This is a genomic window from Paenarthrobacter sp. PH39-S1, assembly GCF_030063245.1.
Taxonomy (GTDB): Bacteria; Actinomycetota; Actinomycetes; order Actinomycetales; family Micrococcaceae; genus Arthrobacter_M.
The window spans coordinates 13,086-37,778 of record NZ_JASISR010000004.1; the positions used below are offsets into that span (position 1 = coordinate 13,086).

General features: G+C 65.0%; 24 protein-coding genes and 1 pseudogene. 11 read left to right on the forward strand and 14 right to left on the reverse strand.

The features are described 5' to 3' along the window. Positions 1 to 11: 11 nt before the first annotated feature. The 7 genes from ureG to QMG52_RS03750 form a co-directional block, all read right to left on the reverse strand. Positions 12 to 857 (reverse strand): urease accessory protein UreG, encoded by an 846-nt coding sequence (gene ureG, locus QMG52_RS03720; protein ID WP_349361649.1) that lies wholly within the window; start codon positions 855 to 857, stop codon positions 12 to 14. Next, entirely contained in the window at positions 847 to 1,611 is a 765-nt protein-coding gene (locus QMG52_RS03725) for an urease accessory protein UreF (RefSeq protein WP_283559090.1), read from the reverse strand. Before QMG52_RS03725 ends, ureG begins: the two co-directional genes overlap by 11 nt. Then, positions 1,608 to 3,317 (reverse strand): urease subunit alpha, encoded by a 1,710-nt coding sequence (locus QMG52_RS03730; protein WP_283559091.1) that lies wholly within the window; start codon positions 3,315 to 3,317, stop codon positions 1,608 to 1,610. The genes QMG52_RS03725 and QMG52_RS03730 overlap by 4 nt, the downstream gene beginning before the upstream one ends. Further along, the gene (locus tag QMG52_RS03735; protein WP_283559092.1) at positions 3,310 to 3,858 is read right to left on the reverse strand and encodes an urease subunit beta; all 549 of its coding nucleotides are present in this window, start codon (positions 3,856 to 3,858) and stop codon (positions 3,310 to 3,312) included. The genes QMG52_RS03730 and QMG52_RS03735 overlap by 8 nt, the downstream gene beginning before the upstream one ends. Next, entirely contained in the window at positions 3,855 to 4,157 is a 303-nt protein-coding gene (locus QMG52_RS03740) for an urease subunit gamma (RefSeq protein WP_283559093.1), read from the reverse strand. The genes QMG52_RS03735 and QMG52_RS03740 overlap by 4 nt, the downstream gene beginning before the upstream one ends. A 214-nt stretch (positions 4,158 to 4,371) precedes the next feature. Continuing rightward, positions 4,372 to 5,085, reverse strand: coding sequence for a phosphatase PAP2 family protein (locus tag QMG52_RS03745; RefSeq protein ID WP_283559094.1), 714 nt, complete (start codon positions 5,083 to 5,085; stop codon positions 4,372 to 4,374). 235 nt (positions 5,086 to 5,320) lie between these two features. Further along, positions 5,321 to 6,673, reverse strand: coding sequence for a sensor histidine kinase (locus tag QMG52_RS03750; protein ID WP_283559095.1), 1,353 nt, complete (start codon positions 6,671 to 6,673; stop codon positions 5,321 to 5,323). Between the two features lie 204 nt (positions 6,674 to 6,877). Between QMG52_RS03750 and QMG52_RS03755 the strand changes: the two genes are divergently transcribed. Together QMG52_RS03755 and QMG52_RS03760 are read left to right on the forward strand one after the other, a co-directional pair. Beyond that, complete coding sequence (locus QMG52_RS03755) at positions 6,878 to 7,687, forward strand: COG4705 family protein (protein WP_283559096.1); 810 nt, start codon at positions 6,878 to 6,880, stop codon at positions 7,685 to 7,687. Between the two features lie 175 nt (positions 7,688 to 7,862). Beyond that, a complete protein-coding gene (locus QMG52_RS03760) occupies positions 7,863 to 8,369 on the forward strand; it encodes a dihydrofolate reductase family protein (RefSeq protein WP_283559097.1) in 507 nt (168 codons plus the stop codon). 32 nt (positions 8,370 to 8,401) lie between these two features. On the opposite strand, the gene QMG52_RS03765 is transcribed toward QMG52_RS03760, so the two are convergent. From QMG52_RS03765 to QMG52_RS03775, 3 genes are all read right to left on the reverse strand, one after another. Then, positions 8,402 to 9,187, reverse strand: coding sequence for an ABC transporter permease (locus QMG52_RS03765; RefSeq protein WP_283559098.1), 786 nt, complete (start codon positions 9,185 to 9,187; stop codon positions 8,402 to 8,404). A 368-nt stretch (positions 9,188 to 9,555) separates the two neighbouring features. Further along, the gene (locus tag QMG52_RS03770; RefSeq protein ID WP_283559099.1) at positions 9,556 to 10,356 is read right to left on the reverse strand and encodes a class I SAM-dependent methyltransferase; all 801 of its coding nucleotides are present in this window, start codon (positions 10,354 to 10,356) and stop codon (positions 9,556 to 9,558) included. After that, entirely contained in the window at positions 10,353 to 11,117 is a 765-nt protein-coding gene (locus QMG52_RS03775) for a TIGR04282 family arsenosugar biosynthesis glycosyltransferase (RefSeq protein WP_283559100.1), read from the reverse strand. The genes QMG52_RS03770 and QMG52_RS03775 overlap by 4 nt, the downstream gene beginning before the upstream one ends. A 122-nt stretch (positions 11,118 to 11,239) precedes the next feature. On the opposite strand from QMG52_RS03775, the gene QMG52_RS03780 reads away from it, so the two are divergent. After that, the gene (locus QMG52_RS03780) at positions 11,240 to 12,004 is read left to right on the forward strand and encodes a response regulator transcription factor (protein WP_283559101.1); all 765 of its coding nucleotides are present in this window, start codon (positions 11,240 to 11,242) and stop codon (positions 12,002 to 12,004) included. Next, positions 11,994 to 13,142, forward strand: a complete 1,149-nt coding sequence (locus QMG52_RS03785; RefSeq protein WP_283559102.1) for a sensor histidine kinase — start codon at positions 11,994 to 11,996, stop codon at positions 13,140 to 13,142. The genes QMG52_RS03780 and QMG52_RS03785 overlap by 11 nt, the downstream gene beginning before the upstream one ends. Before the next feature lie 245 nt (positions 13,143 to 13,387). On the opposite strand, the gene QMG52_RS03790 is transcribed toward QMG52_RS03785, so the two are convergent. Beyond that, entirely contained in the window at positions 13,388 to 13,693 is a 306-nt protein-coding gene (locus QMG52_RS03790) for a hypothetical protein (RefSeq protein WP_283559103.1), read from the reverse strand. Further along, positions 13,690 to 14,430: a hypothetical protein gene (locus QMG52_RS03795; RefSeq protein WP_283559104.1), complete on the reverse strand. Its 741-nt coding sequence runs from the start codon at positions 14,428 to 14,430 to the stop codon at positions 13,690 to 13,692. The genes QMG52_RS03790 and QMG52_RS03795 overlap by 4 nt, the downstream gene beginning before the upstream one ends. Positions 14,431 to 14,819: 389 nt before the next feature. Here QMG52_RS03795 and QMG52_RS03800 point away from each other — a divergent pair, with 389 nt between their 5' ends. Together QMG52_RS03800 and QMG52_RS03805 are read left to right on the forward strand one after the other, a co-directional pair. Then, positions 14,820 to 16,319 carry an esterase/lipase family protein gene (locus QMG52_RS03800; protein ID WP_283559105.1) on the forward strand — a complete coding sequence of 500 codons (1,500 nt, stop codon included), beginning with the start codon at positions 14,820 to 14,822 and terminating at the stop codon, positions 16,317 to 16,319. Between the two features lie 182 nt (positions 16,320 to 16,501). Beyond that, positions 16,502 to 17,402: pseudogene (locus tag QMG52_RS03805) on the forward strand (IS5 family transposase). Here QMG52_RS03805 and QMG52_RS03810 read toward each other — a convergent pair. Further along, positions 17,399 to 17,815, reverse strand: a complete 417-nt coding sequence (locus tag QMG52_RS03810; RefSeq protein WP_283559107.1) for a VOC family protein — start codon at positions 17,813 to 17,815, stop codon at positions 17,399 to 17,401. The pseudogene QMG52_RS03805 and the gene QMG52_RS03810 sit on opposite strands and share 4 nt — an antisense overlap. A 210-nt stretch (positions 17,816 to 18,025) precedes the next feature. On the opposite strand from QMG52_RS03810, the gene QMG52_RS03815 reads away from it, so the two are divergent. Further along, positions 18,026 to 18,544 (forward strand): AMIN-like domain-containing (lipo)protein, encoded by a 519-nt coding sequence (locus tag QMG52_RS03815; protein ID WP_283559108.1) that lies wholly within the window; start codon positions 18,026 to 18,028, stop codon positions 18,542 to 18,544. 39 nt (positions 18,545 to 18,583) lie between these two features. Here QMG52_RS03815 and QMG52_RS03820 read toward each other — a convergent pair whose 3' ends face one another. Further along, positions 18,584 to 19,426, reverse strand: a complete 843-nt coding sequence (locus QMG52_RS03820) for a DUF427 domain-containing protein (protein ID WP_283559109.1) — start codon at positions 19,424 to 19,426, stop codon at positions 18,584 to 18,586. Between the two features lie 358 nt (positions 19,427 to 19,784). On the opposite strand from QMG52_RS03820, the gene QMG52_RS03825 reads away from it, so the two are divergent. From QMG52_RS03825 to QMG52_RS03840, 4 genes are all read left to right on the forward strand, one after another. Continuing rightward, entirely contained in the window at positions 19,785 to 20,147 is a 363-nt protein-coding gene (locus QMG52_RS03825) for a DUF488 domain-containing protein (protein ID WP_283559110.1), read from the forward strand. A 46-nt stretch (positions 20,148 to 20,193) separates the two neighbouring features. Next, positions 20,194 to 21,117, forward strand: a complete 924-nt coding sequence (locus QMG52_RS03830; RefSeq protein ID WP_283559111.1) for a beta-phosphoglucomutase family hydrolase — start codon at positions 20,194 to 20,196, stop codon at positions 21,115 to 21,117. Further along, positions 21,114 to 23,489: a glycoside hydrolase family 65 protein gene (locus QMG52_RS03835; protein WP_283559112.1), complete on the forward strand. Its 2,376-nt coding sequence runs from the start codon at positions 21,114 to 21,116 to the stop codon at positions 23,487 to 23,489. The genes QMG52_RS03830 and QMG52_RS03835 overlap by 4 nt, the downstream gene beginning before the upstream one ends. A gap of 131 nt (positions 23,490 to 23,620) precedes the next feature. Continuing rightward, positions 23,621 to 24,610 carry an aldose 1-epimerase family protein gene (locus QMG52_RS03840; RefSeq protein ID WP_283559113.1) on the forward strand — a complete coding sequence of 330 codons (990 nt, stop codon included), beginning with the start codon at positions 23,621 to 23,623 and terminating at the stop codon, positions 24,608 to 24,610. The last annotated feature ends 83 nt before the right edge of the window (positions 24,611 to 24,693 follow it).

The window sequence follows — 24,693 nt, forward strand, 5'->3', positions numbered from 1 at the left end:
GTGGGCACGCACTAATCCCGGTGTTCCGCGAGCCGGCCCCGGACCCAGTCAGCCACCGTCCGGGCGGTCGGATCCTCCGTCAGAGACGTGAAAAGGACGGGCAGATCTCCCCGTTTGGCCCGCGCATCCCGGTTCATGACGCTAAGGTCGGCTCCCACCCTTGAGGCTAGATCGGTCTTGTTGATCACCAACAGATCCGACGTGCTGACTCCAGGACCGCCCTTGCGCGGAACCTTGTCTCCGCCGGCGACGTCAATGACAAAGATCTGGTAGTGGACCAGGCCCCGGCTGAACGTGGCGGTGAGGTTGTCGCCACCGCTTTCGACCAGGATCAGATCCAGCGGGGGCAGTTTATCCTCCAGTTCTTCGATCGCCTCGAGGTTGGTCGAAATATCGTCCCGGATGGCGGTGTGCGGGCAGGCGCCCGTTTCGACGGCGGTGACTCTTTCGGCCGGCAGCACGCCGTTGCGCAGCAGGAAATCCGCGTCTTCGGTGGTGTAGATGTCGTTGGTGACGACCGCCAGCTCCAACTCGGAGCTCAGGGTCCGGCAGAGGGCCGCCACGAGCGCCGTCTTGCCCGACCCGACTGGTCCGCCGATGCCGATCCGCAGCCCGCGCCGGGGATGCGCGTGGCGCGAAAGAGGTTCCTCTTCATCGACGTGGATGTGCTCCGGAGTGGCTCGCAGCGTCGTGGCCCCTTCCCGGCTGTCTTCCAATCCGATACCAGGCCCGTGGCCGCGATGAGGACCGCCGGCCTGATCGGGTCCGTGGCCGTTCGCGTGATCAGGTGCGTGATCATGATCGGGTCCGTGTCCGTTGTGTCCGTGATGGTGGCCGGTGGATTCATCAGCTGGCAAAGAGACGCACCTCCCAGGTGGCGTGCAGTTCGGCGAAAATATCAAGAAGGTAGCCGGCATTGGCCGGTAGATCGGCGGGAGGAGCATGGGCGCAGGCGGCGGCCTGGCCGGCCACATCCGCGACGGCGGGGGCCAGCCGTGCCAGCGCCGCGTTGACCTCAAAGGGATCCAAGCCCAGCAGGCGGATGGCGGCGGTAGCGGGGCCGGCCACCGCCTCGTGGGCAGCGGCCAAGGCTGCGTGTCGCGGCGGCTGGCCCGCCGCAGCGGCGACGGCGCCAAAGGCGATCGGCTGGTGCGGGCCCTTGCCGGGCAGCGAAACCATCCGGTCCAGGCCAGGATGCGGCCACACGCACCGGCCGGCGCGCAGCAGCGATCGGCCGAGCCGCCGTGAGGCCGTCCGCAGCACAGGGGAGGGGGTGCGGGCTTCATATTCGGCATCAAGAAGGGCCAGCTGGGCGGCAGTGCTGCCGTCGGAGTCCGGATCCCCCACGGGGACGACTTCGGCTCCAAAAATGCGGCAGGAGGCGGCCGAGAACGCTGCGGACACCAGCCCGACCGTACCCAACCGCCCGCGCAGAAAGGCCTCCAAGGAGGCGACGTCGTTCAGGCCGTCCACTCCTGCAGCCGGTTCGAAGCCCCCCGAGTGCGCGTGTCCTCCGGTGGGGAATCGGCCGTCGGCCAGCAGCAGCAGGGCGGAAAGAGAGCCCTCGGCCGTGCCGTAGGCGGAGACAGAAACCGTCTTCTGGCCGGTCAAAAGAGGAAATATTTCTGGGTCATGGGTAGCTCCATTGCCGGTTCGTGCTCAATGAGCTCGCCGTCCACCTTCACGGCGTAGGTGTTCGGGTTCACTTCAATGCGCGGCATGGCCGTGTTTTCGGGCAGGTCTGTTTTCTTCCGCCCGCGCACGTTCTCCACCGCCACCAGCCGGCGGTGGATGGAAAGGCGGTCAGCCAGGGCGTCCTCGATCGCGGCCGGAGCGACGAAGGCGACCGAGGTCGACGCGGCTGCCGGTGAGAAGGCGTTGAAGCCCAGCCGCTCCATCACCGGTTGCGGGGTGGGGATGGAGGCGTTCGGATCGCCCAGCGCGGCAACGGCAGCCATTCCACCCTTGAAAACAATAGTGGGACGAATGCCGAACAGGGCCGGCTGCCACAGCACCAAATCGGCCATTTTGCCAGGTTCGATGGAACCGATTTCCTTCTCCAGCCCATGGGCGATGGCAGGACAAATGGTGTATTTGGCGACGTACCGCCGCGCCCGGTGGTTGTCCGAGCGGCCGTCCCCCGGCAAGGATCCGCGCAGCTGTTTCATCCGGTGCGCTGTCTGCCAGGTGCGGATCACAACTTCGCCGATCCTGCCCATGGCCTGCGCATCGGAGGACATGATGGACAGCGCGCCCATGTCCTGAAGCACGTCCTCGGCCGCGATGGTCCCCGCTCGGACGCGGCTTTCGGCGAACGCCAGATCGTTGGGAACCTGCGGGTTGAGGTGGTGGGCCACCATGACCATATCCAGGTGTTCGTCGATGGTATTGCGGGTGAACGGCCGCGTCGGGTTGGTCGACGCCGGCAGGACGTAAGGCTCGCTGGCAATGCGGATAATGTCTGGGGCGTGGCCGCCGCCGGCTCCTTCGGTATGGAACGAATGGAAGGTGCGGCCGTTGACAGCCTTGAGCAGATCCTCCACGAAACCAGCCTCGTTGAGCGTGTCGCTGTGCACCGCAACCTGAACGCCCGCCGCGTCAGCCACCTGCAGGGCCGCATCGATGACGGCCGGCGTGGCGCCCCAGTCCTCGTGCACCTTGAACCCGCCGGCACCCCCGCGCAGCTGCTCCCACATCGCCTCGTGGGACATGGTGTTCCCGCGGGCGAGAAAAAGCACATTTACCGGCCACGGATCCATGCTCTCCAGCATGCGCTGCAGCCACCAGGCTCCGGGTGTGGCGAGTGTGGCCTTGGAACCCTCCGTGGGTCCGGTGCCGCCGCCGACGACGGTGGTGGTGCCCGACTGCAGCGCTACGGCGAACATGTCGGGACCAACAAAGTGCACATGCGTGTCGATGGTGCCGGCGGTCAGGATCATGCCATTGCCCGATGTGACCTCGGTGGACGGCCCGATCACCAGATCGGGGTGCACGCCGTCCATGGTGTCCGGATTGCCGGCCTTGCCCAGGGCCACAATGCGCCCGTCCCGCACGCCGACGTCGGCCTTAATTACACCCCAGTGATCCAGCACGATGACGCCCGTGATGACCAGGTCCGGTGTGCCTTCGGCACGGGTGGCGGCGGACTGCCCCATGGACTCGCGTACCGACTTGCCGCCACCAAAAACCACCTCATCCCCGCCGACGCAGCGGTCTTCTTCCACTTCGATGAAAATGTTGGTGTCGGCCAGCCGGATGCGGTCTCCGGTGGTGGGCCCGAAGGAAGCGACATATTCGGAGCGGGGGATCTTAGTCATCGAGTTTCCCTCCACACAGCCCGCGCAGCCCGAGCACGATGCGCTTGCCGCCGATGGGAATCAGCTCAACTTCTTCCGCTGCCCCGGGTTCAAAGCGCATTGAACCGCCGGCCAGAACGTTCAGCCGCTTTCCCCAGGCGGCCTTCCTGTCAAAGGTCAGGCCGGCGTTGACTTCCGCGAAGTGGTAGTGCGAACCGACCTGCACCGGACGGTCTGCGGTGTTCTCCACCCGCAGCACGGTGACCTCCGCTCCGGCGTTGATTTCCACCGGCTCCTCCTGGTAGAGCACCTCACCGGGCACCACCGGTTCGTAGGCGCTGATTCTCTCTTCCGCGCTGCGCCGCTGGGCCTGCCGCTCTCCGGTGCCGGGCCTGCGCGGCTGGCTGGGACCGCCTGCCCCCGAATGGGGATGCTTGTTTTTTTCGTCCTGGCCCGCAGTGCTGATTTCATAGCCGGGGTCGTCGCTGGGATGGGCCGGGTTCTGTTCTTCAGGCTCGGGGCGGTTGCTTGGCCGACCGAAGGGGTTCTGAGGGTTTTTCACGGGATCGGGCCCGTCACTGTCACCAGTTTGGTGCCATCGGGAAAGGTCGCCTCCACCTGGACCTGCCCCAGCATTTCCGGAATCCCCTCCATCACCTCGTTCCGACGCAGCACATTGCGGCCGGACTCCATCAGGTCGGCGACGGTGTCCCCGTTTCGGGCGCCCTCGAGCAAATAGGAGGTGATGATCGCGGTGGCCTCGGGGAGATTGAGCCTCAGACCCCGGTCCTTGCGCTCCATGGCCAGTTTCGCGGCGGTATAGATCATCAGCCGCTCGCGCTCTTGCATGCTCAGCAACATCGGGATCCCTCAATCATTCGCTAAAGAACTGATCGTCCGCCGGACGCGGATCGGGTACAGCCTGCAGCGCGGCGTCGGGACGCCGATCCCGGGTGGAACCCATCTGCAGTTGGTTCCTTAGCTCCGAAATTACCACCGTCGGGACGGAACTTCCAGAGGGCGGGATGGGAACAAAATGTTGGCCGCGGGGCGCGGGACGGCCGTTCCGTAGGCTTCAGTCCGGTGCGGCAGTCAGCGCACCGGGTTCGGCGGCAGCGGTCTTCCGGGGCATCAAAAGGTTGGTCCACAGGGTCAACAGGGCGAGAATCGCAGCGCTGCTGATGAACACCGATCCAATCACGTCACTGAGGTAGTGAACGCCGAGGTAGAGGCGGGAAAAGGCCACCAGCGCAACGAATATGACTCCCGCCGCCAGCATCGCGGCCTTTTGCGTCTGCGTCCGCCCGACGACGACGACGAAGGCCCAGACGAGTGCAACGGCAAAGGCTGTGTGACCGGAAGGGAAGCTGTCGGATCCTGTTTCGGGGGCCAGTGAATGCACCAGATCAACCGGTGGCCGGAGCCGGCCCACCATGATTTTGCCAATCTCCGTGCTCAGCCATCCAACGCTGACGATCAAACCGAAGGCCACGGCCGGCCACAGTCGGCGCCGCAGAATCAGCAGCAGCAGACAGATGGCGACCAGCAGGATGACAGCCCCGACCGGTCCGATCCCGACATTGATGTCCTGGCTGAGTCCAGTCAGGGCACCGTTGCGGCCGTGGCTGAGCGCGACGTCGACGCCGATTTCCGGAGTCGTCCTTCCATAGGATTTGGCGATCAGTCCAGCGATCAGCGTCAGAACGGCGACGGCGGCGGCAAGGACCAGCCACCACCAGGACCGGAAGCGGGGTGTCAGCGGGTAGGCGCGGTGCGGGGAGCCATGCATGTGTAGTTTCCTGACTGTGTCGTGCGTTGAAATGCCGGTCGTGCGTTGACATGCCGGTCGTGCGTTGACATGCCGGTCGCGTGGAGACATGCCCGCACGAGGAGAAACGCACCTCACGGGTGGAAGTGACGGCGCGGCGTTCCACTTACTGACAGTGTGAGGGATCCGGGCTGAGTAAAGGCTGAGAAGACCGGCGGCTTGGATTCTGGACCGCGCGCGCCTGCGGGAAGCGCGGCTACGGCGGAGCTGGCGGCGGAAGAACCAGTTCAAACCGGCAGTGCCCGGTGTTTGTTTCCTTGGCGGTAATCGTGCCGTGATGGGCGGCCATGATCCCGGCCGCAATGGCCAGCCCCAGCCCGCTGCCTCCGCTTTCGCGGGACCGGCTTTCATCCAGACGAACGAACCGTTCAAAGATCCGCAGCCGGTCTGCCGCCGGGACCGGATCGCCGTCGTTGTCGATCTGCACCACCGTCGCGTCCGGCGTGGTGATCAGCTTGATGCTGATGCCGGCGCGGGCATGCCGGTCCGCATTGTCCAAGACATTGCGCAGCACTTGCCCGAGCCGCTGCGCGTCGCCGGTGATTCGGGCCGGCACTGCGTCGACGACGATGCGATGGCCGCTGGTGGAGCGCAGGCGGCGGACCTCGGTGTCGAGAATGTCATCGAGATCCACGTCTTCGGCGGCGGTCCGGAGTCCGCCGTCGTCGGCCTTGGCGAGCGTCAGTAAATCGTCCACCAGGTAGCGCATCCGCGCCGTCTCTCCGGATAACACATCCTGCATCTGCAGCCAGGCAGAGCCGGAGGGATCCGCCGAGGCTATTTCGACGCTGGCGCTGAGCGTGGCCAGCGGACTGCGCAGTTCATGGCTGGCGTCGGAAACGAACCGGCGCTGTTTCCGGTCCGAGGTCTGCAGCCGATCAAGCATCGTGTTCATCGTCGTAGCCAGTGCCTGGATCTCGTCGTTGGTCGGCGGAACGTCCAGCCGCTCATCGAGCCGGCGCCCGTCGATGAGTGCCACCTGGCCGCGGATCCGTTCGACCTGGCGCAGGGAACGGCCCACCAAAACCCAGACGGAAACGCCGACGATGATCAGCAACAGCGGTGTTGCGCCGAGCATAAACCAGCCGACCGTGGTCACCGTGTCCACCTGCACCTGGACCGTGGCCGCCACTACTATGGTGTACACGCCGCCGCTCAGCCGGACGCCGGTCGCGACCAGCAGGAAATCATCCGGGTCCCCCAGGCTTTGCAGACTGGAGACGTCCTGGGTCAGCGTCTGGCCGGCTGCCGGACGCAGGGAGGTCAGCGGTATGGTGTTGGAGGCGGTCTCCGAAGAGCCGACGACGGTATCGGAGGGACCGATGATCTGCACATATTCGCCGCTGTGCGCCAGCTCGGGGAGCGACTGCACAGCGTCGCGCAGGCCGTTGTCCCTGATCCGCGCTGTCAGGTCTGCGGCCGTGCTCCGGGAGGCGGCTTCGGTGGAGGCGATCAGCGATGTCTGCAGCAGCACCAGCAGCGTGATCCCGCCGACAAGCAAGGCCAGGGCGACGGCGACGACGGCCGCCGCCGTCGCGCGTTTCCGCACGCCCCACCTCGTGCCGCCCGCGCGGAAACCGGAAAAGCGCGCGGAGCGGGACGGATTCATGACTCAAGAATGTGCATAGGGGCGGCAAATGCACAAACGGTCTCTCAGGATGGCCTCAGGACAATACTGCAATGCTGGAAGATCCGAAGGGAACTCCCTGCGGCCGAACTGACGCCGCCTATGCCAGACCGGAAGGACCCGCACATGGGTGAATCGCTGCTACGGGGACAGACGGAGGCCACCGCGGTCTCATGGAAACCCAAATATCGACGGGCCGCCAGCAAAGTACCGGACGTGACAGTCTACTTCTGGCTGATCAAAGTCCTGACGACGGGCATGGGTGAGACGACATCGGATTATCTGGTGCACCAGCTTCCACCCCTGGCGGCGGTGGCCATCGGAGGCGCCGCGTTTGCCGCCGCACTGGTCCTGCAGTTCGCGGTGCGGTGCTATGTCGCGTGGATCTACTGGCCCGCAGTCGTCATGGTCAGCGTTTTCGGCACCATGGCTGCCGATGTCCTGCACATCGGGTTGGGCATTCCCTACGTTGCCTCCACCGTTTTCTTTTCGATCGCGCTGCTGGCTGTCTTCCTGCTCTGGCACCGCAGCGAGAAGACGCTCTCGATCCACAGCATCCACACCCGACGCCGCGAAGGCTACTACTGGGCGTCCATTCTGATCACCTTCGCGCTGGGCACCGCCGTGGGGGACATGACCGCGATGTCGCTGAACCTCGGGTACCTCGGCTCGGGGATGATGTTCACCTTCGTGATCGCGGTCCCAGCCGTGGCGCACCGTCGATTCCGGCCCAATCCCATCCTGGCCTTTTGGTCCGCCTACATCGTGACCCGACCGCTCGGCGCTTCCTTTGCGGATTGGATGGCCGTATCGCAGCAGCGGGGTGGGCTCAACTGGGGTGCCGGACCTGTGAGTCTTGGCTTGTCGGCGGTGATCCTCGTCCTGGTCGGATACCTCGCGTTTACCCGCAAGGATGTGGACCGTTCGGCGGGTTAAGCCGCTTGTTTTTGGTCCAGGCCCTGTAGATGGCCCGCGCCGGGCGCACGGTCCTCCGGTAGGAACAGATCAATCCTCCGCGCCGGGGTCAGCCGGCGGCGGTCGCCATGGATAGGGGAGGCACTATGGATAGGGGAGGCACTGTGGATAGGGGGGAACTGTACCGAAACTGCGCGTGCATAACTTTGCCATCTCGCTGGACGGGTATGCTGCCGGGGCGCCTCAAGACCTGGAGAATCCCATGGGTGCGGGTGGTGCCGGGCTCCATGAGTGGGTGTTCGCAACCCGCTACGGCCGTCAAATGCAGGGCCTCGACGGCGGTACCACGGGCCTCGACGACGGGTTCCTGGCAGAAGGTGATAAGGGAATCGGTGCAACAATCATGGAACGGATCATGTTCGGTCCCCACCGCGGGCCCTGGAACAGCAATGAGTGGACCGGCTGGTGGGGGGACGAGCCGCCGTACCACCACCCGGTATTTGTCCGCACGCATCATCCGCGCCCATCAATCGACATGCGGGGCGGGACGGTGTTTCACTTCGTTGACGACGGAATCGAAGCGGTGCTTGAGAGGGCGTGTAACTCCGCCAATGGTGGGGACGTAAGACTCGGCGGCGGCGCTGTCGAATTCGTCGGGTCCGAATCCGTCGCGCACATTCGTTTCGCCCGGGCAAAACCGTAGCCAACCGGACGCAGGTCCTTTAGCGTCGGCACTCAGGATTCAGCACCCACGCCCGCCCCGATAGGCTCGGACGGTTCCGGATGCCAGGCCCCTCGGCTGCTCAGGGCGAGCGTGAGCCATGCCGCCGACGTGTTCACGGCGAGCAGCGAAATAAGCACCAGAAGTTGGATCAGTCCGGCGTCGAGGGGGTTGGCACCACCGAGGATGAGGCCAACAAAGGCGCCGGGAAGGGTGACAGCCCCCGCCGTCCGAGTCTGATCCAGGCTGGGCACGACGGCCTCACCGGCGATCGGCTGGGCCACCATCAGCCTGGCCGCAGGCCACGTGAAGCCAAGGGCCACAGCGGCTTCGACCTCACCGCGGCGGCCCGTCAACTCGGCTTCGATCCTGCGGCCTGCCAGCGTCGTGGTGGACATGGCCCCACCGATCTGCTGTCCGAACACGGCTATCAGCGCCAACGCATTCCACGGCAGCACTCCGGAAAGGACCATGAGGGCTCCCGTTGGCAGCACGCCGGCGGCAATGGGTATGCAGGCAAGCCACCAACGCCCTGCGGGCGCGATTCGATGCCCGGACGTCCACGCAGCCACCAGTAACATCAGCGCAACGAACAGGAGCGCGAGGGCCGGTTGTCTGGACAACTGGGAGATCAGCAGCGCCACCACAGCAAGCTGCAGCAAGGCTCTGAGCCCGGCCAGCAGCACGTCATGGAACTGCCGTTGCAGGGCAAAGCGCCAGATAGCTGCGGCCCAAACCAGCAGTACTGCCAGCAGGATCCAGCTCACCGGGCCGAGATTCAACAGAGTTGTTTGCTCCACCGCCCTATCATTTCACCGACGACGGTGCCGCTACGGCGCCGCGACGGTCGAACAGGTCGGCTACATCAGCAGGCAGACGGCGGACCCTCCGGTGACGTGGCGGCGTCAATGTGCCAGATTACCCCGTCCCACGGCATCGAACAGCTGATTTTCCAGTTGGGACAGGTTCGGCCTGCGGTCCCGTCTGCCGAAATTGTTTAGTGCGCAGATTCACATCCGCTGTGAGCCCGTCACCGGTTCCGCTCATCTGATCAAGGATTAAGGACTTCCAATAAGATGTGCTACAATGCCGATGTGGCAGCGCTGCCACTGAGCCGTTGCCGGCGCTCAAGGTGCTGACGGCTGCAGCCGTCCGCCGCCGTCGACCGTTATATCCGGCGCACCAACCGGCACACCAGCCGGTCCTCAACCACGGTGGTGGGGGCACCGGCGCTACCGGTTGAGGCTTTCCTGCCGGCTGGACAGGTGACGTTTGTGGCAGGGCGGCTGGTCGAATCAATGATGCTGGTTTTCACGATTCGCCAGCCGGCCGCGGCCGCGTGGCAAGCCAAGGCCGTTGAACCGACGCGCGACCACGGGAAGGCCTCGCTGGGGCGGCTGCCCGCTCCGTGCAGTACGGCCCGATAGCTGATATCCAGGGCCTCCAGTGGATCGACCTCGACCAGGACGCTGCCGTCGGCGCGCACCAGTTGCGCCACCCGCCGCAGCAGGGAAGGAACGTCGCCGCCAATGCCGATGTTTCCGTCCAGCAGCAACGCCGTGCCCCAGAAGCCCTCGTACGGCAACGGATCGAAGATAGAGAGGTTGAGTGCCATGGCGCCCCGGGACCGGGCCCGAGTGACGGCCTCGATACTGGTATCCACCCCAACGGCTATCAGGCCGAGGGCAGAGGCAGCCGCCAGCATCCGCCCCGGGCCACAGCCCGCGTCAAGGACGGGCCCGCGGGAGGAACGGAGCAGCGCCACTTCGCCGCTGCTGGCCGGCCCGCACCAGTCCTGCACCTTGAAATGGACGGGCCCGATGCCTGAGCCTTCCGTCTGCGGCCGCAACGTCAGCGTTCCCAGCCCGTGGTGCAGCGCGCAGGCATACGGTTCGTGGGCACCCTGGCCGAAAAGTTGCCGCCCACGGTATTGGGCGGAAGTTCCGGCCGGGCTGGTGACTGCGTTCATGCCACGTCCTCCCGGAAAGCATCATCATCACGCGGTGAAATTCGGTGATCCGGCAGGACCGTGCCTGCCGCGGCCAGCACGGCGGCGGCGAACGGAGTCCCGGGACAATCCGCCGCGGCTTCGAGGGCGGCGGGAAAGGTGTCGACATCGCTCAGGGCGCACAATTGGCCCACATCGAGGCCGGCGTGGCGCAGCCGGGCCAGCTGGTCCCGGCCGGTGTGGCGGGTGGACATTTGCACGCCCCGGATCAGATTACCGACGGGAACGTACAGTGCCAGGGCCCAAAAGCCGCCATCGTTCGCCGGTCCCAGCCAGGCGTGATGGTGGGGCCGGGGCCGGCTCCAGTCTTCGAGCAGCGGCGCCAGCAGAGCCAGCGTCAATTGCGGCGTGTCCATGCCCAGAATCAGCAGCGGGCCGTCGGCCATGTCGCAGATGGCCGCGAGCCGTTCATCCAGTCCGCCGGAGCCCTGCGCAACGACGTCGAAGCCGGCAGCGTCATGGCTCAGCGGCGTCCCGTCCATGACCAACAGACGGCGTCCGGCGGGCACGCCCCGCACGGTATGCAGCGTCTGGCTGAGACTGATCTGCGCCAGCACGGCGGCCTGCCCGGCCGCCAACGGCGGCGTCAGCCTGGTCTTGACTTTGCCGGGGAAGCACGCTTTGGCGATCACGGCAACGGTGAGCTTCATGCCCGGACCGCCGGAACGGTCGGGGTCTTCCGGGGAGCCGGCAGCGACCGACGGAATCAACAAGTTGCTCACCCCTTGACCCTACAAGAATGCTCGGTCCCGGTGCCCATCGAATTCCTTACGAAACCGGGACGAATCCGGGCACGGGCTCCTGGACCCAGCTCAGGAAGGGTCCGCGAACATATGCTGGACGAGTGAACACGACACAGTATTCCGCCACCCCGGGTGATCTTGGCGGGCGCCGTATTCTCCTGGTGGAGGATGAGGAGATGATCGCCAGTGTGGTCCGCGGTTATTTGGCTCAGGCCGGCTTTCTGGTGGACATGGCGGCGGACGGCTTCACAGCGCTGCATCTGGCCAAGACGCACTCCCCCGACCTGATCATTCTCGACCGGATGCTACCCGGCTTGGACGGGGCGGAAGTCTGCAGACGAATCCGCGAAACCATGGACATGCCCATCATTCTGCTCACCGCGCTGGCGACGGAGGATGACCGCATTCTGGGCCTCGAAATGGGGGCCGACGATTACGTCACCAAGCCCTTCTCGCCCCGCGAGCTTGTCCTGAGGGTCAAGTCCGTAATGCGGCGAAGCATCAAGGAATTCAGCCCGGAGCCTCCGGTGGAACTGGCCGGTTTCGCGCTGAATCCGGCGGCCCGAATCATCACATCTGACGGCCGGCCGCTGGTTCTAACGGTGCGGGAGTTCGATCTGCTGGCATTTTTCCTGCGCCGCCCCCATCAGGTTTTCAGTAGGGAACAGCTGATCCGCGGAGTCTGGGGCTGGGATTTTGGGGACCTCTCCACGGTGACAGTGCACGTGCGCAGGGTCCGCGAGAAAATCGAAAGAGACCCAACAAAACCGGAGTTGCTCAAAACGGTATGGGGAGTCGGGTACCGGTTCGACGCCGGCGTGGCTGACCCCTCCACGGCGGCAGCAGGTGCCCCTGATGTCAGCTGACGATCTGGTGACCATTGTGCGTCTGGTGGTGCTGTGGGCAGTCATAATCGGCGCCGTCACGGTGTTCCTTCAATGGTTGTTGCGCCGCTCCTCCATCGTTGTCCAGATCTGTCTGGTGGTGGTGTCCGCCGTAGGCATCATGGTGGCGGGAATGATCGGTGCATTTAATGCGATGTTTATTTCCGCCCACGACCTTGAGGTGATGTGGTACATCGTGGGCATCGCGTCTGTCGCGGCCGTCGCGGTCGCCGTCGTTCTGGGACTGGGGGTGGCCCGCAACACCCGATCACTGGTCAGCGCCGCCCGGAGTATCGGACGCGGCGAAACCGTGGCGCCAACGCGTAACGTCAGCTCCGAACTGACGGCTCTGGCCTCGGAGATGAAATCCACCAGCGAAAAGCTGGAGGAATCCCGGAGCCGGGTACGGGCCGCCGAAGCCGCGCGCCGGGAACTGGTCGCATGGGTCTCGCACGACCTGCGCACACCCCTGGCCAGCATGCGCGCCATGGCGGAGGCTCTGGAGGACGGCATGGCGACCGACGTTTCCGCTTATCACCGCAAAATCATTGCCCAGGTGGACGAAATGGCGGTGCTGGTCAACGATCTGCTGGAGCTCTCCAAGTTCCAGGCGGGAACAATGGTGGTCACGAGGGAGACCATGGATCTGTACGACCTGGTCAGTGACGCCATCGCGGATCTGGCGCCGCTGGCTGAACGGCGGCATGTCGAAGTCAACGGGGACGGCGTGCAGTCCACTCTCGCTGCGGTCGATGGTGCCTCGCTGGGTCGGGCCGTGCGGAACGTGATGATGAATGCCTTGATGTACACCAGGCATGGCAGCACGGTGTACATCGCGGTGAAATCGGAGCCCGGCTGGGCCACGGTGGTGGTGGAGGACGCATGCGGCGGGATCCCCGTTGAGGACCTGCCGAAACTGTTCACCACAGGATGGCGAAGGTGCAGCGGCCCCGGCAGGAACGCCTTCAGCGGGGCGGGCGTGGGGCTCAGCCTGGTGGCCGGGATAGTTCAGGCTCATCACGGCGGCGTTGAGGTGGAAAACGCGGGGGACGGGTGCCGCTTCAGCTTGCGCATACCTACGGCGACTGCCGGCGGTGACGGACCTTTGCCCGGCCAGTAGGCGGCGACGACCGATGGCGGACCGGCGGAAAATACGTGTTCGTCGACCGCCCTGTAGAACATCTGATTCAGCTGCACGCACTTCAGCTGCACGCACTTCAGCTGCACGCAAGGGAACGTCATTCACAGTTCCACCGGACGCCGTGTTATTCAGTCGGGCGATTCTGCGCCCGCACCTCAGGTACCTCACGCACCTGCAGGGTCGACGGCGGGACATTGAGTATGCGCGCCAGCTCGGCGCCGAGCTTATCGGCCATTTCCGCGTCGTCGTCCTGCAGTCCAGCTGACGCTGCCGAACTGGGGGACATCGGGGGCGTATTGTTCGCTGATGCGCGTCTCGACCGTCAGCTGCTCGGTGCCGGGATGATTGGTCGGATACAGTGCGAGCCGCAGCGCCGCACCCGTAGAGTCGGAAACGTCGGAGACCGAAGTAGAGAAGGTCATGGTCCCGACGGACCTGACCGGCTGGCCCGGCAGGTCCGCCCGGTCGAGGTCCACCGGTCCGGAAACGGTCAACGGTCCGCCGCCGGCAACGTCCGTACCATCGATCACCCACGAAACGACGGGATTGCCGAAGCCCGTCGGCCGCACGGTGCACTCCAGATACGAGTTCGGATCAACCCAGTTCCAGGAGTAGTCAGCCTTGGGCACAGCAAACCAGGAGTGATGACAACGACACCGCCAGGGGACGAGGATTCAAACCCGGCAATCTCCTCGGTGCCGATGGGGGACGTGCGGCGGTAATTGTCGAACAAGGGAAACAGGTTGCACCGTTTCGGCGCATAGGTGATCTGTCTTCGGATTGGACCGGTCGCCGGGAAGAAGGGTGGGAAGAACCGGTTGACCAGATTGCTGAATTCGTTCCAGCCGCCCGATGATCCCGTGAGGTTCCGGTAGGTGTCTTCGAGGGTGGGGCCGCCCTTGGTGATGATGTCCTTGACGGCGAATCCCTTTTGCGTGTGCAGGAAGTGCAGGAAAAGGAAGGCGCAGCCGTATCGTCCGGCCTGCTGGTCGTCGGGATCGGTCCTGGTGACCCAATCCGGCCTAGTCGGATCGTTAAGCCAAGCGGTGACCCGGCCCGGTCCGTGCCGCAGCTGGCTGTCATAGTAGCCGGCCCGGTAAAACAACTCGGCCAGGTACTGCGAGAGTCCCTCCCCGTTCGAACCGCCCGGGTTCCAGCTGGCGCCCTTGCGGGAATTGCGCAGGGACATCATAACCTCGCACATCTCGGCCACGAATTCCAACCGGACGCCGGTGTCGCCGTCGCTGCAGGATTCACTCCGGACCACGCCGTAATCGTAATGAGGGTGCTGCCGTCATTGTGGTAGCCAAAATTAGATGCAAGACCGCCGCCCGGACCCACCCCGCCTCGTGCCGTTCCGGACATCCTGCCCGTGTGCGCCCATGCTGGCCCGCCGCCGGGCGGTTGTCAACGACCCGCAGTGGGAAACGTTTGGAAGTCTAGAGACTGTTGCATGCCTACCCGGTTAGGCAAACGTTTAGGAGACACACCGAGTTTTCGGCAGGGATTCTGGCTGACAGTGGTCAAACTTCAACGGTGCCCATAATCGTTGGCACCGGCTGAGCTAGCCGGATAGGCATGAACTGCTATACGTTTTCGCCGCCCGGTGCCACACTGATGACGTAACGTTAGGGCGATGCGGGACGGTGAGTACAGTTGAACGAGCGGCTTCCCATCATTTTTGTGCGTGGCTTCGCGGGGGGCCAGGGCGCCATCGACGTCGCGGTGGACGACCCGTTTTACGGATTCAATGAGGGCTCGACGCATATCCGCGTCGGAGCGGAGGGCAAGCCCCGGTTTTATCAGTTCGAAGGGCCGCTGCTGCGGTTGCTCAATGAGCAGGGCTATCACGTCTGGGTTGCCGGCAGCCAGCAGCAGGTTCTGCTCTCCGCGGGCCCGGGCGAACTGCCCCCGGATTCGGTGTGGATCTACCGGTTCTACGACGAGGAATCCGGATCGTTCGGCAATGACCCCAAACCGTACGACATCGGAACCTCGGCACAGGGACTGGTGGCCTTCATCTCTTTGGTTCGGTCCAAGACGCAGGCGTACCCCCGGGTCAACCTCGTGGCGCATTCGATGGGTGGCCTGATCTGCCGGACGGCGCTTCAGCGGCTGATGGCGGACCCGCAACAGATCGTATCCAAACTGTGCACCGCCGGCACCCCGCATGGCGGGATCGATCCACAACTCGGCGGCGGAGTTGGCGGCTGGTTGATGGATAAATTCGGGCCCGACGGATCGAACATTTTCAGCCCCGATCATATGCGCGAATACATGCTGCCGGCGGGTGCCGGAGAAGATGATGGCGTCGATCCGCGCACCGGGCAGTGGGACCCCCGACGGATGGTGGGTCCATTCCCGGCGGCGCGGGTGCTGAGCATCGTCGGAACGGATGCGGGGGATTATGCCGTCGCCAACGGACTCTCCTCGGCGGTCATGGGAGTGCAAAGCGACGGTCTGGTGGCCATCCGTAACGCCTATGTCGTCGGTTCGGCCCGTGCCTACGTTCACCGTTCGCACAGCGGCCGGTACGGCCTGGTCAATTCCGAGGAAACCTATCAGAATTTGAAGTGCTTCTTCTTCGGCGGCCTGCGGCTGGAAGTCGGGCTGCGCGGCCTTGTACCGGCGGACCTGGAGGACCGCGTCTGGCAGGCCGATGTGCGGCTGGCGGTGCGCGGCATCCCGGTGCTGTTGCACGAACAGACCGCTGCGCATTACTGTCCCGTCGACATCAATGCCGAGGCCAAGCAGCTTTCCACGCCGGATTCTCCGGTGCCGCTGGTCACGCTCTTTGTGGAGCCAGAGGCGGCCAAAGGGTGCCGTTACGCGTTGGATATCAGCGTTACTTCGCTGGACGAGAACGGCGGCATCCTCGGGTTCTGGGACCATCTGGAACAGGTTGGGGATTGGGAGGACACACTGATCCTGGACGTTGGGCCACGCGATAGCGACGGGCTGCCCGGCATCCGGTGGCAGTGGAACAGCGAACTCTACGGCCGGATCGCCGGCCAGGAGCAACTGGCCAACACCGTGGATTGGCGCACCGGCACCCGGGACAACGACAGTCCACCCACCGTCCCACTGACCGACACAGGCAAGAAACTACTGGGTGCCGCCGCCTGCCTCACCTTGACAGCAACCCCTTGGACTTGATGGAGATCCAGGACCACACTGAGCGGGGCTTTCGAGCCACGGATCTGCAGGAATTTGTTTGTATTTCGACAATAAAACGCAGCTGAGAGTCATTCGGCCAAGGCGGTCGCCGGCTTTCGGGTGGCGGATGTCTTAGGGCGTGTCTCCCAATGATTTGGCTGATGCATCGGCAGGATGGAGGAATGAACCCTCGCTATGCTGTGTTGTCCGATGCCCAGTGGAAGCAAATTGCCCCACTGATGCCTGAGTCCGAGGGGAAGTTGGGCCGTCCGTTCAAGGATCACCGCCTCATGGTGGAAGGGATCATCTACCGGTACCGGGCCGGCATCCCGTGGCGGGACCTGCCGCCGCATTTCGGGCCGTGGCAGACGGTCTGGAAGCGCCACCGCCGCTACAGTGGCGACGGGACCTGGGACAAGGCCCTTGCCTCTCTGCTGACCCGGGCGGATGCCGCCGGGGTGATCAATTGGGAGGTGTCGGTGGATTCCACGGTCAACCGTGCCCACCAGCATGGCACGAACTTCCCTCGCCACACAGGGGGAGCTATCGAATGACAAGAATTTGCTCGTTGAGCCTGCTGATCACGCCATCGGCCGTTCCCGCGGCGGGCTGACGACCAAGATCCACGCCCTGGTGGATGGTAATCAACGCCCGCTGGTCCAGTTCCTTGGGCCGGGCCAAGGCGGGGACTCGCCCATGTTCGAGAACCTGATGAAGGCCCTGAGGGTCGAAAGGGAATGCCGCGGACGGGCACGCACCCGCCCGGACCGGGCCATGGCCGACAAAGCGTACTCATCCAAGGCGATCCGAGCCTATCTGCGCGATCGGGGCATCGAGTGCGTCATCCCGGAAAAGGAGGACCAGAAGGCCAACCGACAGCGCAAAGGCTCCGCTGGCGGCAGGCCGGTCAGCTACGACAGGGAAGCCTACAAACGCCGCAACGTCGTCGAGCGCAGCTTCAACACGCTAAAGCAATGGCGGTCTCTGGCCACACGGTACGACAAGCTCGCCCTCACCTACCGCTCGGCCGTCGTCCTGCAGGCCGTCGTCATCTGGAGCGCAGCATTAGGAGACACGCCCTAGGGCGTGCTGCCCGCGATGTTGACCAGCCAGCTGACGCCGAATTTGTCGGTGCACATGCCGAAGATATCTCCCCAGGGCGCGGCCTCGAGTTTCATCGTGACCGTCCCCCCGGCCGAAAGGCCTTCCCAGAAGCGACGCAGTTCGGCTTCGTCGTCGCCGCTGAGGGAAACGGAATAGTTGTCTCCTGGCGTGTAGCTCATACTGCCGGGGGTGTCGGCGCCCATGAGTGTCAGGCCGCTTTCCGTGACCAGCATCCCGTGCATAATCTTGTCCTGCTCGGCCGGATCTTCGCTGGCATGGGAATCGCCGAACGTGCTCAGAGTCAGTTCGCCGCCGAATACCGATTGGTAAAATTCCATCGCCTGCCTGGCCGTGTCACGAAAGCCAAGGTACGGATTGAGTTTGGTATTCATGATAATGCTCCTTGGGTTGATTGGTGGGTGGTCCATTCCACGCGGCGGCAACGCCGGAGGCCAGTTCGGATTGATGTGAGCCGCGTCTGCTGCGCTGTTGTCTCCTATATTATGCGGCAGGTTCGACAGTCACGCACGGGAGCATGGACCAACAGGCAAACCGGGTATATCATACTTTTAATCATTATGCAATCGAGAAGGCGATGCAACATGCAAAAAATTTATGCCTGGCTGGCGGCGATCGTGCTGGCGGCCGGGCTGGGGCTCTTGGTACCGGGCCCCGCGACGGCCGCCCCTTACTGCGGGATTACCTGGGGCTCGCTTGACAAGTCCAGCTCCCTCATGACGAGCGCGCCAATCGCTGCTGTCCGGGCCGGTCAGCACGACTGCTACGATCGTCTGGTCATCGACATCGGGGGTAAGGGCGCCGGCTACAACGTGCGCTATGTTGACGCGGTTTACGCGCAGGGCTCCGGCCGGGTTGTTCCGCTGATGGGGGGCGCGTTTCTCAGTGTGACGGCAGCTGCGCCTGGTTCCGGCATGGTCGGGAACGACGTGGTGACTGTCGCCGGCTACCAGACGTTCCGCGAGGTGGCCTATGCGGGCAGCCTGGAGAACCGCACCACCTTCGGACTGGGCGTCCGTGCACGGCTGCCGTTCGAGGTCTTCACCCTTGATGGCCCCGGTGGTGCCTCAAGGCTGGTGATCGACGTCGCGCATTATTGGTGAGATCGTCGAGCAGCAGTTCATCAGTTTCTGCGGCCTCGGTCAGGACCACGGCGTGATCGGGCGGGGTCGGGGTGTGCCGTCAATCACCAGGTCGGTCTTTTCGTCGAAAAACGCGAGATGTCCCCGCACGGGTTGGGCATCCAGCAGCGGGTTCTCGTAATGCCAGATCAGATCCGCCACGATATCCCCGCCGACGCGCACCGACCAATACGCTGCTTCTCCCTTATATGCGCAGTAGGTCGTCGTCCGGCTAGGTTCCAGAGCCGCAGTGACGTCGTCCCGCGGAATGTAATACCGCACCGGCAGCATGGTCTCGAAGAGCAATAGGGGGCGCACGGTATCGGCGAGGACCTCGCCGCCGAGCATGACCTGCACATGCCGCGACGAAGTGCGGATGTCGATCCGGTGAAAGGGATCGTGTGGATGGCTGATGATTTCGTCGTCCTCCTCGAGCCACCGATCGAATCCGGCGAAATCGAGGATCACGTAACCGGACAGGTCCTCATCACTGGGTCGGAAGCCTAGCGCCGAGCGCCCACTCCCCGGTACCCGGATTTCTACTGACTGCCCCGCGATGCTGCGCACGCCGAAGGGAATTCTCGGATCGAGCACCGGCAGATCCGTTACGTCCGGGACCGCGAAGCCCACCGCTGCTCCCGTTTCCTTGACCGGGTCCGCGGCCGAGGCGACCAGCTGTGCCGCGATGTCCTCCACCGGCACTGCATAGGTGGGAACGACGCGGCGGGGCTCCCACACCAGCACCGCGCGGTTGCTGTCGACGACGGTCCCGCCCGCCAATCGGGCGCGCACTCGTTTGGCTACGGGCTCGTGCCGCAGTTCTCCGAGCTGCCCTCCCCAGGCGTCGCGCAACCGTATGCTCATGTCAGTCTCCTCGCGTTCCGGACGACGTTACTTCGAAAAAACATCGGCGGCAGCGACGGGACGAGCTGCCCGCTACGTCAGCGGCGGCACGACGAAAGCGGACCCTCACGGGTTTTCGCGGGACCCGATCCCGCCGACCGTAATCCCAGTATTCGACCGCCCCTTATCGGTGTCAATGGCCGCGACGGCTCAGCCGTACGTACCCGCCGCGAGGGCACCTGGTTCCGAAGTTCGTGGACTGCCGGATGCCGCCGATATGGAGATCGCTGCCCGTCCCGCATATCGCTGCCGTGGACGTTCGTTGTCTGGGGAGCATAATGAGACCAAGCTGAAGGCTACGCGCGAAGGAGGCACGGACATGGCGGCCAAGCGGGACGTGCAGGTCCGCAGGATTTACGAGGAAGCCAAGGACGACGACGGTGCCCGGGTCTTGGTGGACCGTATCTGGCCGCGCGGGGTGTCCAAGGGCAGGGCCGAACTGGACGAGTGGTGCAAGGACATCTCGCCCTCTACTGAACTGCGCACGTGGTACGCCCATGACCCGGACAAGTTCGACGAATTCGCCAGACGTTACCGGAAGGAGCTCGAGGAGCCGCCGCGGGATGACGCGCTGGAACATCTGAAAGGGATGGCGACCGAGCAGCGACTGACCTTGCTCACCGCCACCAAGAACGCCGACATCAGCGAGGCCGCCGTGCTGGCCAAGGTAATGCGCGGCTAAGGCCAGCCAACTCGCCGACCGCACGACTCCCGAGAGGACCATGGATATGAACAAGGACTCAGTCCGCACCGGCGCCGCTTCGGTGGGCTTACCGGACGGCGTCCGGGCGTGCCTGTTCGACCTGGACGGCGTGCTCACCAAGACGGCCCTGGTCCACGCCGCGGCCTGGAAGGAGATGTTCGACGGCTACCTGCGCGCCTCGGCCGCGCGCGGGGGTACGGCGTTTGTGCCTTTCGATCCGGTGGCGGACTACGACCAATATGTGGACGGGAAGTCTCGGGCCGACGGCACCCGCGCCTTCCTGGCCGCCCGCGGCATCGTCCTGCCGGAAGGCAGCCCGAAGGATGAGACCGAAGGGCAATGGGAGGAGGAAAAAGGGGAGAGCAGCGCCGGCGGCTCCGTGGACAGCGCCGCGGCCGCGCGGGAGAGCAGCGCCGGCGGCTCCGTGGACAGCGCCGCGGCCGCGCGGGAGAGCAGCGTCGGCGGTCCTGAAACCGTCGAGAGCCTCGGCGACCGCAAGAACCGCATTGTGCTGGGCCTGATGAAGGAAAACGGCGTAGAGGTCTATGACGGCTCGCTGCGGTACGTGCACGCCGTCCGATCCGCGGGGCTGCGCTGCGCCGTGGTGTCCTCCAGCGCGAACTGCCAAACGGTGCTGGCCGCGGCAGGAATACAGAGTCTTTTCGATGAACGCGTGGACGGCATCACGGCCCAGGCGCAGAAGCTGAAGGGAAAACCGGCGCCGGACATGTTCCTGGCCGCCGCCCGCGCGCTGGGAATGGAGCCGGAGCAGTGCGCCGTTTTCGAGGATGCGCTCGCCGGCGTCGCGGCCGGCCGGGCCGGCGGCTTCGCGCGGGTCGTGGGCGTGGACCGCGCCGGGCAGGCGCAGGCACTGGGGGACTCGGGTGCCGACGTCGTCGTTTCCGATCCTGCTGACCTGCTGGACCGCGTCGTGAGGGAGCAGCCATGATCGAACACCCCAACTTTCCCACCGAGCCGTGGTGTCTGCGCGAAACGGCCTTGGACCTGAACCGGCTGGCGCAGACGGAGTCCGTCTTTGCGCTGTCCAACGGGCACATCGGCTGGCGGGCCAATCTGGACGAGGGGGAGCCGCACGCTCTGCCTGGTTCCTATCTGAACGGGGTCTTTGAGCTGCGTCCGCTGCCCTATGCGGAGGCGGGCTACGGCTATCCGGAATCGGGGCAGACGGTCATCAACGTCACCAACGGCAAACCGATCCGGCTGCTGGTCGATGATGAGCCGTTCGATGTCCGCTACGGGGAGCTGACCTCGCATGAGCGTCGCCTGGACTTCCGCACCGGACTGCTGCACCGCACGGCGGAATGGGTCTCACCGGCCGGCCGGGACGTGCGGGTCACCTCCACACGGATGGTCTCACTGGTCCAGCGCTCCATCGCCGCGATCTGTTATGAGGTGGAGCCTCTGAGCGGACCGGTTCGGATAGTTGTTCAGTCCGAGATCATCGCCAATGAGCAGCTTCCTCGGCCGAGCGGGGATCCGCGGGTCGCCGCAGTGCTGGAATCCCCGCTGGTCCACGCCGAGAATGCTGCCCATGGGGCCGGCGCGGGTCTGGTGCACACCGTGGCGGGGTCCGCGCAGATCGTTGCCGCGGTGATGGATCATGTGGTGGACGGGCCGCCCGGGACCAGCGTGGAGGCGGTAAGCTTTCCGGACCTGGGGCGCACCACCATCACCGTTACGCTTGAGCCCGGTCAACGACTGCGGCTGATCAAGATGGTGGGCTACGGCTGGTCCGGCTCACGCTCCCTGCCGGCGGTCTGGGACCAGGCGGACGCGGCGCTCGCGGGGGCAATGCATACCGGCTGGGACGAGCTGTGCGCGGAACAGCGGGCGTTTTTGGATAAGTTTTGGGCGTGCGCGGATGTGGAGCTCGACGGCGATACCCGGATTCAGCAGGCGGCCCGCTTTGCCCTGTTCCAGGTTCTGCAGGCCGGGGCCCGGGTTGAGGGACGGGCGATTCCGGCTAAGGGCCTGACCGGGCCCGGCTATGACGGACACACCTTCTGGGACACGGAGACCTTTGTGCTGCCGGTGCTGACCTACACCTCTCCGGACGCCGCCGCGCATGCACTGCGCTGGCGGCACACCACGTTGCCGCTCGCGCTGGACCGGGCCGGACAGCTGGGACTGCAGGGGGCCGCGTTTCCGTGGCGCACCATCCGCGGTGAGGAATGTTCGGCGTATTGGCCGGCCGGGGCAGCGGCCTTTCACATCAATGCCGACATTGCCGCCGCCGTCGTCCGTTATGTCCGTGCCACCGGCGACCTTGCGTTTGAGCGGACCGTGGGGCTGGACCTGCTCGTGCACACCGCACGGTTGTGGCGTTCGCTGGGCCACCACGACGGGCGCGGCCGGTTCCGGATTGACGGAGTGACCGGCCCGGACGAATACAGCGCCGTGGCGGACAACAACGTCTACACCAACCTGATGGCGCAGCAAAACCTCGGCGCCGCCGCGGACTGCGCGACCCGGCATCACGAAGGAGCAGGGAAACTCGGCGTCGACGCGGAGGAGATCGCCAGCTGGCGCGATGCGGCCGCGGCCATGTTCATCCCGTACGACGATGCCTTGGGCGTGCATCCGCAGGCGGAAGGATTCACCGGGCACAAAGTGTGGGACTTTGCCGCCACCACCGATGCCGAGTATCCGCTGCTGCTGCACTTTCCCTACTTCGACCTGTACCGCAAACAGGTGGTCAAGCAGGCGGATCTGGTGCTGGCCATGCAGCTGCGCCCGGATGCCTTCAGCCAGGAGCAGAAGGCGCGCAACTTCGCCTATTACGAGGCGCTGACCGTCCGCGATTCTTCCCTGTCCGCGTGCGTGCAGATGGTGCTCGCGGCCGAGGTCGGGCAGCTCGGCCTGGCCGATGACTACCTGGCCGAGACCGCGCTGATGGACCTGGATGATCTGGAACACAACACGGAGAACGGCCTGCACATTGCGTCCCTGGCCGGAGTGTGGACCGCGCTGACCGCCGGGTACGGCGGCATGCGGGACACCGGGATGCCCGACGGCGGCGCAGTACTCAGTTTTGCACCGCGGCTTCCACCTGGGCTGAGCCGGCTGGCGTTCGGCGTGCTGGTGGGCGGCCGGACACTGCGGCTGGAGATCACGCCTCTCGCGGCCTCCTACGTTCTGCGGAACGGTAAACCGATGGAAATCCTGCATCATGGCCAGCCGGTGACGGTCACCAATGGTGAACCGCTGGTCTGCCCCATTCCGGACGCGCCCGCTGCCGGACCCCGGCCCACGCAGCCGGCGGGACGGGTGCCGCGGCGGCACAGCCGTGACGGGCACTGACGGGCCATTCGGGCCCTCGGCGACGGGGCGCCCGACCCGCGATTGATTGACTCGCGCGGATGCTTTCCATCCTGGGGTGGCCGTGCCAGAGTGTGAATCACCTTTGCCGAACGCGTAAGGAAGGCCCCGCGATGAAAACCCATGAAACACCGGACAACATCACCCCCGATCGGACACTCGTGCCGCCTTCGGGCAGCCAATACGAGATCCGCTCCGGGGATCAGACGGTAGTCCTCACCGAAGTGGGGGCGGCCCTGCGGACCTACACGGTAAAAGGGCGTTCCGTGCTGGACGACTACGCGGAGGATGAGCACTGCACGGGCGCCCGCGGGCAATCCCTGATTCCCTGGCCCAACAGGATTTCCCGTGGTCATTACGGCTGGCGCGGCAGTAGCCGGCAGCTGGATCTTACCGAGCCCGACAAGCATGGCGCGATCCATGGTCTGACCCGTTGGGCCAACTGGACCGTGACTGATCACGGGCCGGCTAGGGTCAGCTTCACCTACGTTCTGCATGCGTGTCCTGGCTGGCCCTCCGTCCTGCGGTGCCGGCTGGACTATTCCCTGGACGAGTACGGTTTAACGGTGCGCACCAGCGGGACCAACGTCGGGACTACGGCATGCCCGTATGGCACCGGCGCCCACCCCTATCTCAGCGTTGGCACGCCCATCATCGACGGGGCGTCCGCGCAGGCGCCCGGTTCGGTCTACCTCCCCGTGGACGAGCTGGGAATTCCGACGGGTTGGAAGCCGGTGGACGGCACTCATTATGACCTGCGCACCGAAGAAGAACTCGGCGCCCGGGAGATTGATGTTGCCTACACAGATCTGCACCGCGGGGCCGACGGGCGGGCCCGGGTCCGGCTTGTGGCGCCGGACCGCGCCGCGGGGGTGGAGTTATGGGTGGATGAGTCCTATCCGTACCTGGAAATTTTCACCGGCGACACTCTGCCGGAGCCGGGTCGCCGCCGGACCGGACTGGGAGTTGAACCTATGACATGCGCGCCGAACGCCTTTAATTCGGGGGAGGGACTCATCACGCTGGAGCCCGGGGAAAGCCACACCGCGTCCTGGGGGATCAACCCGTACCCCGAACTCTGGAAATCAGCAACCCGCCACTGACAGGTATCCCACTCCAGTGCCGACAGGGCACGATGATTCCACAGCCGTCGACTCGGAAAAAAACGACACCCTCCACGGAATTT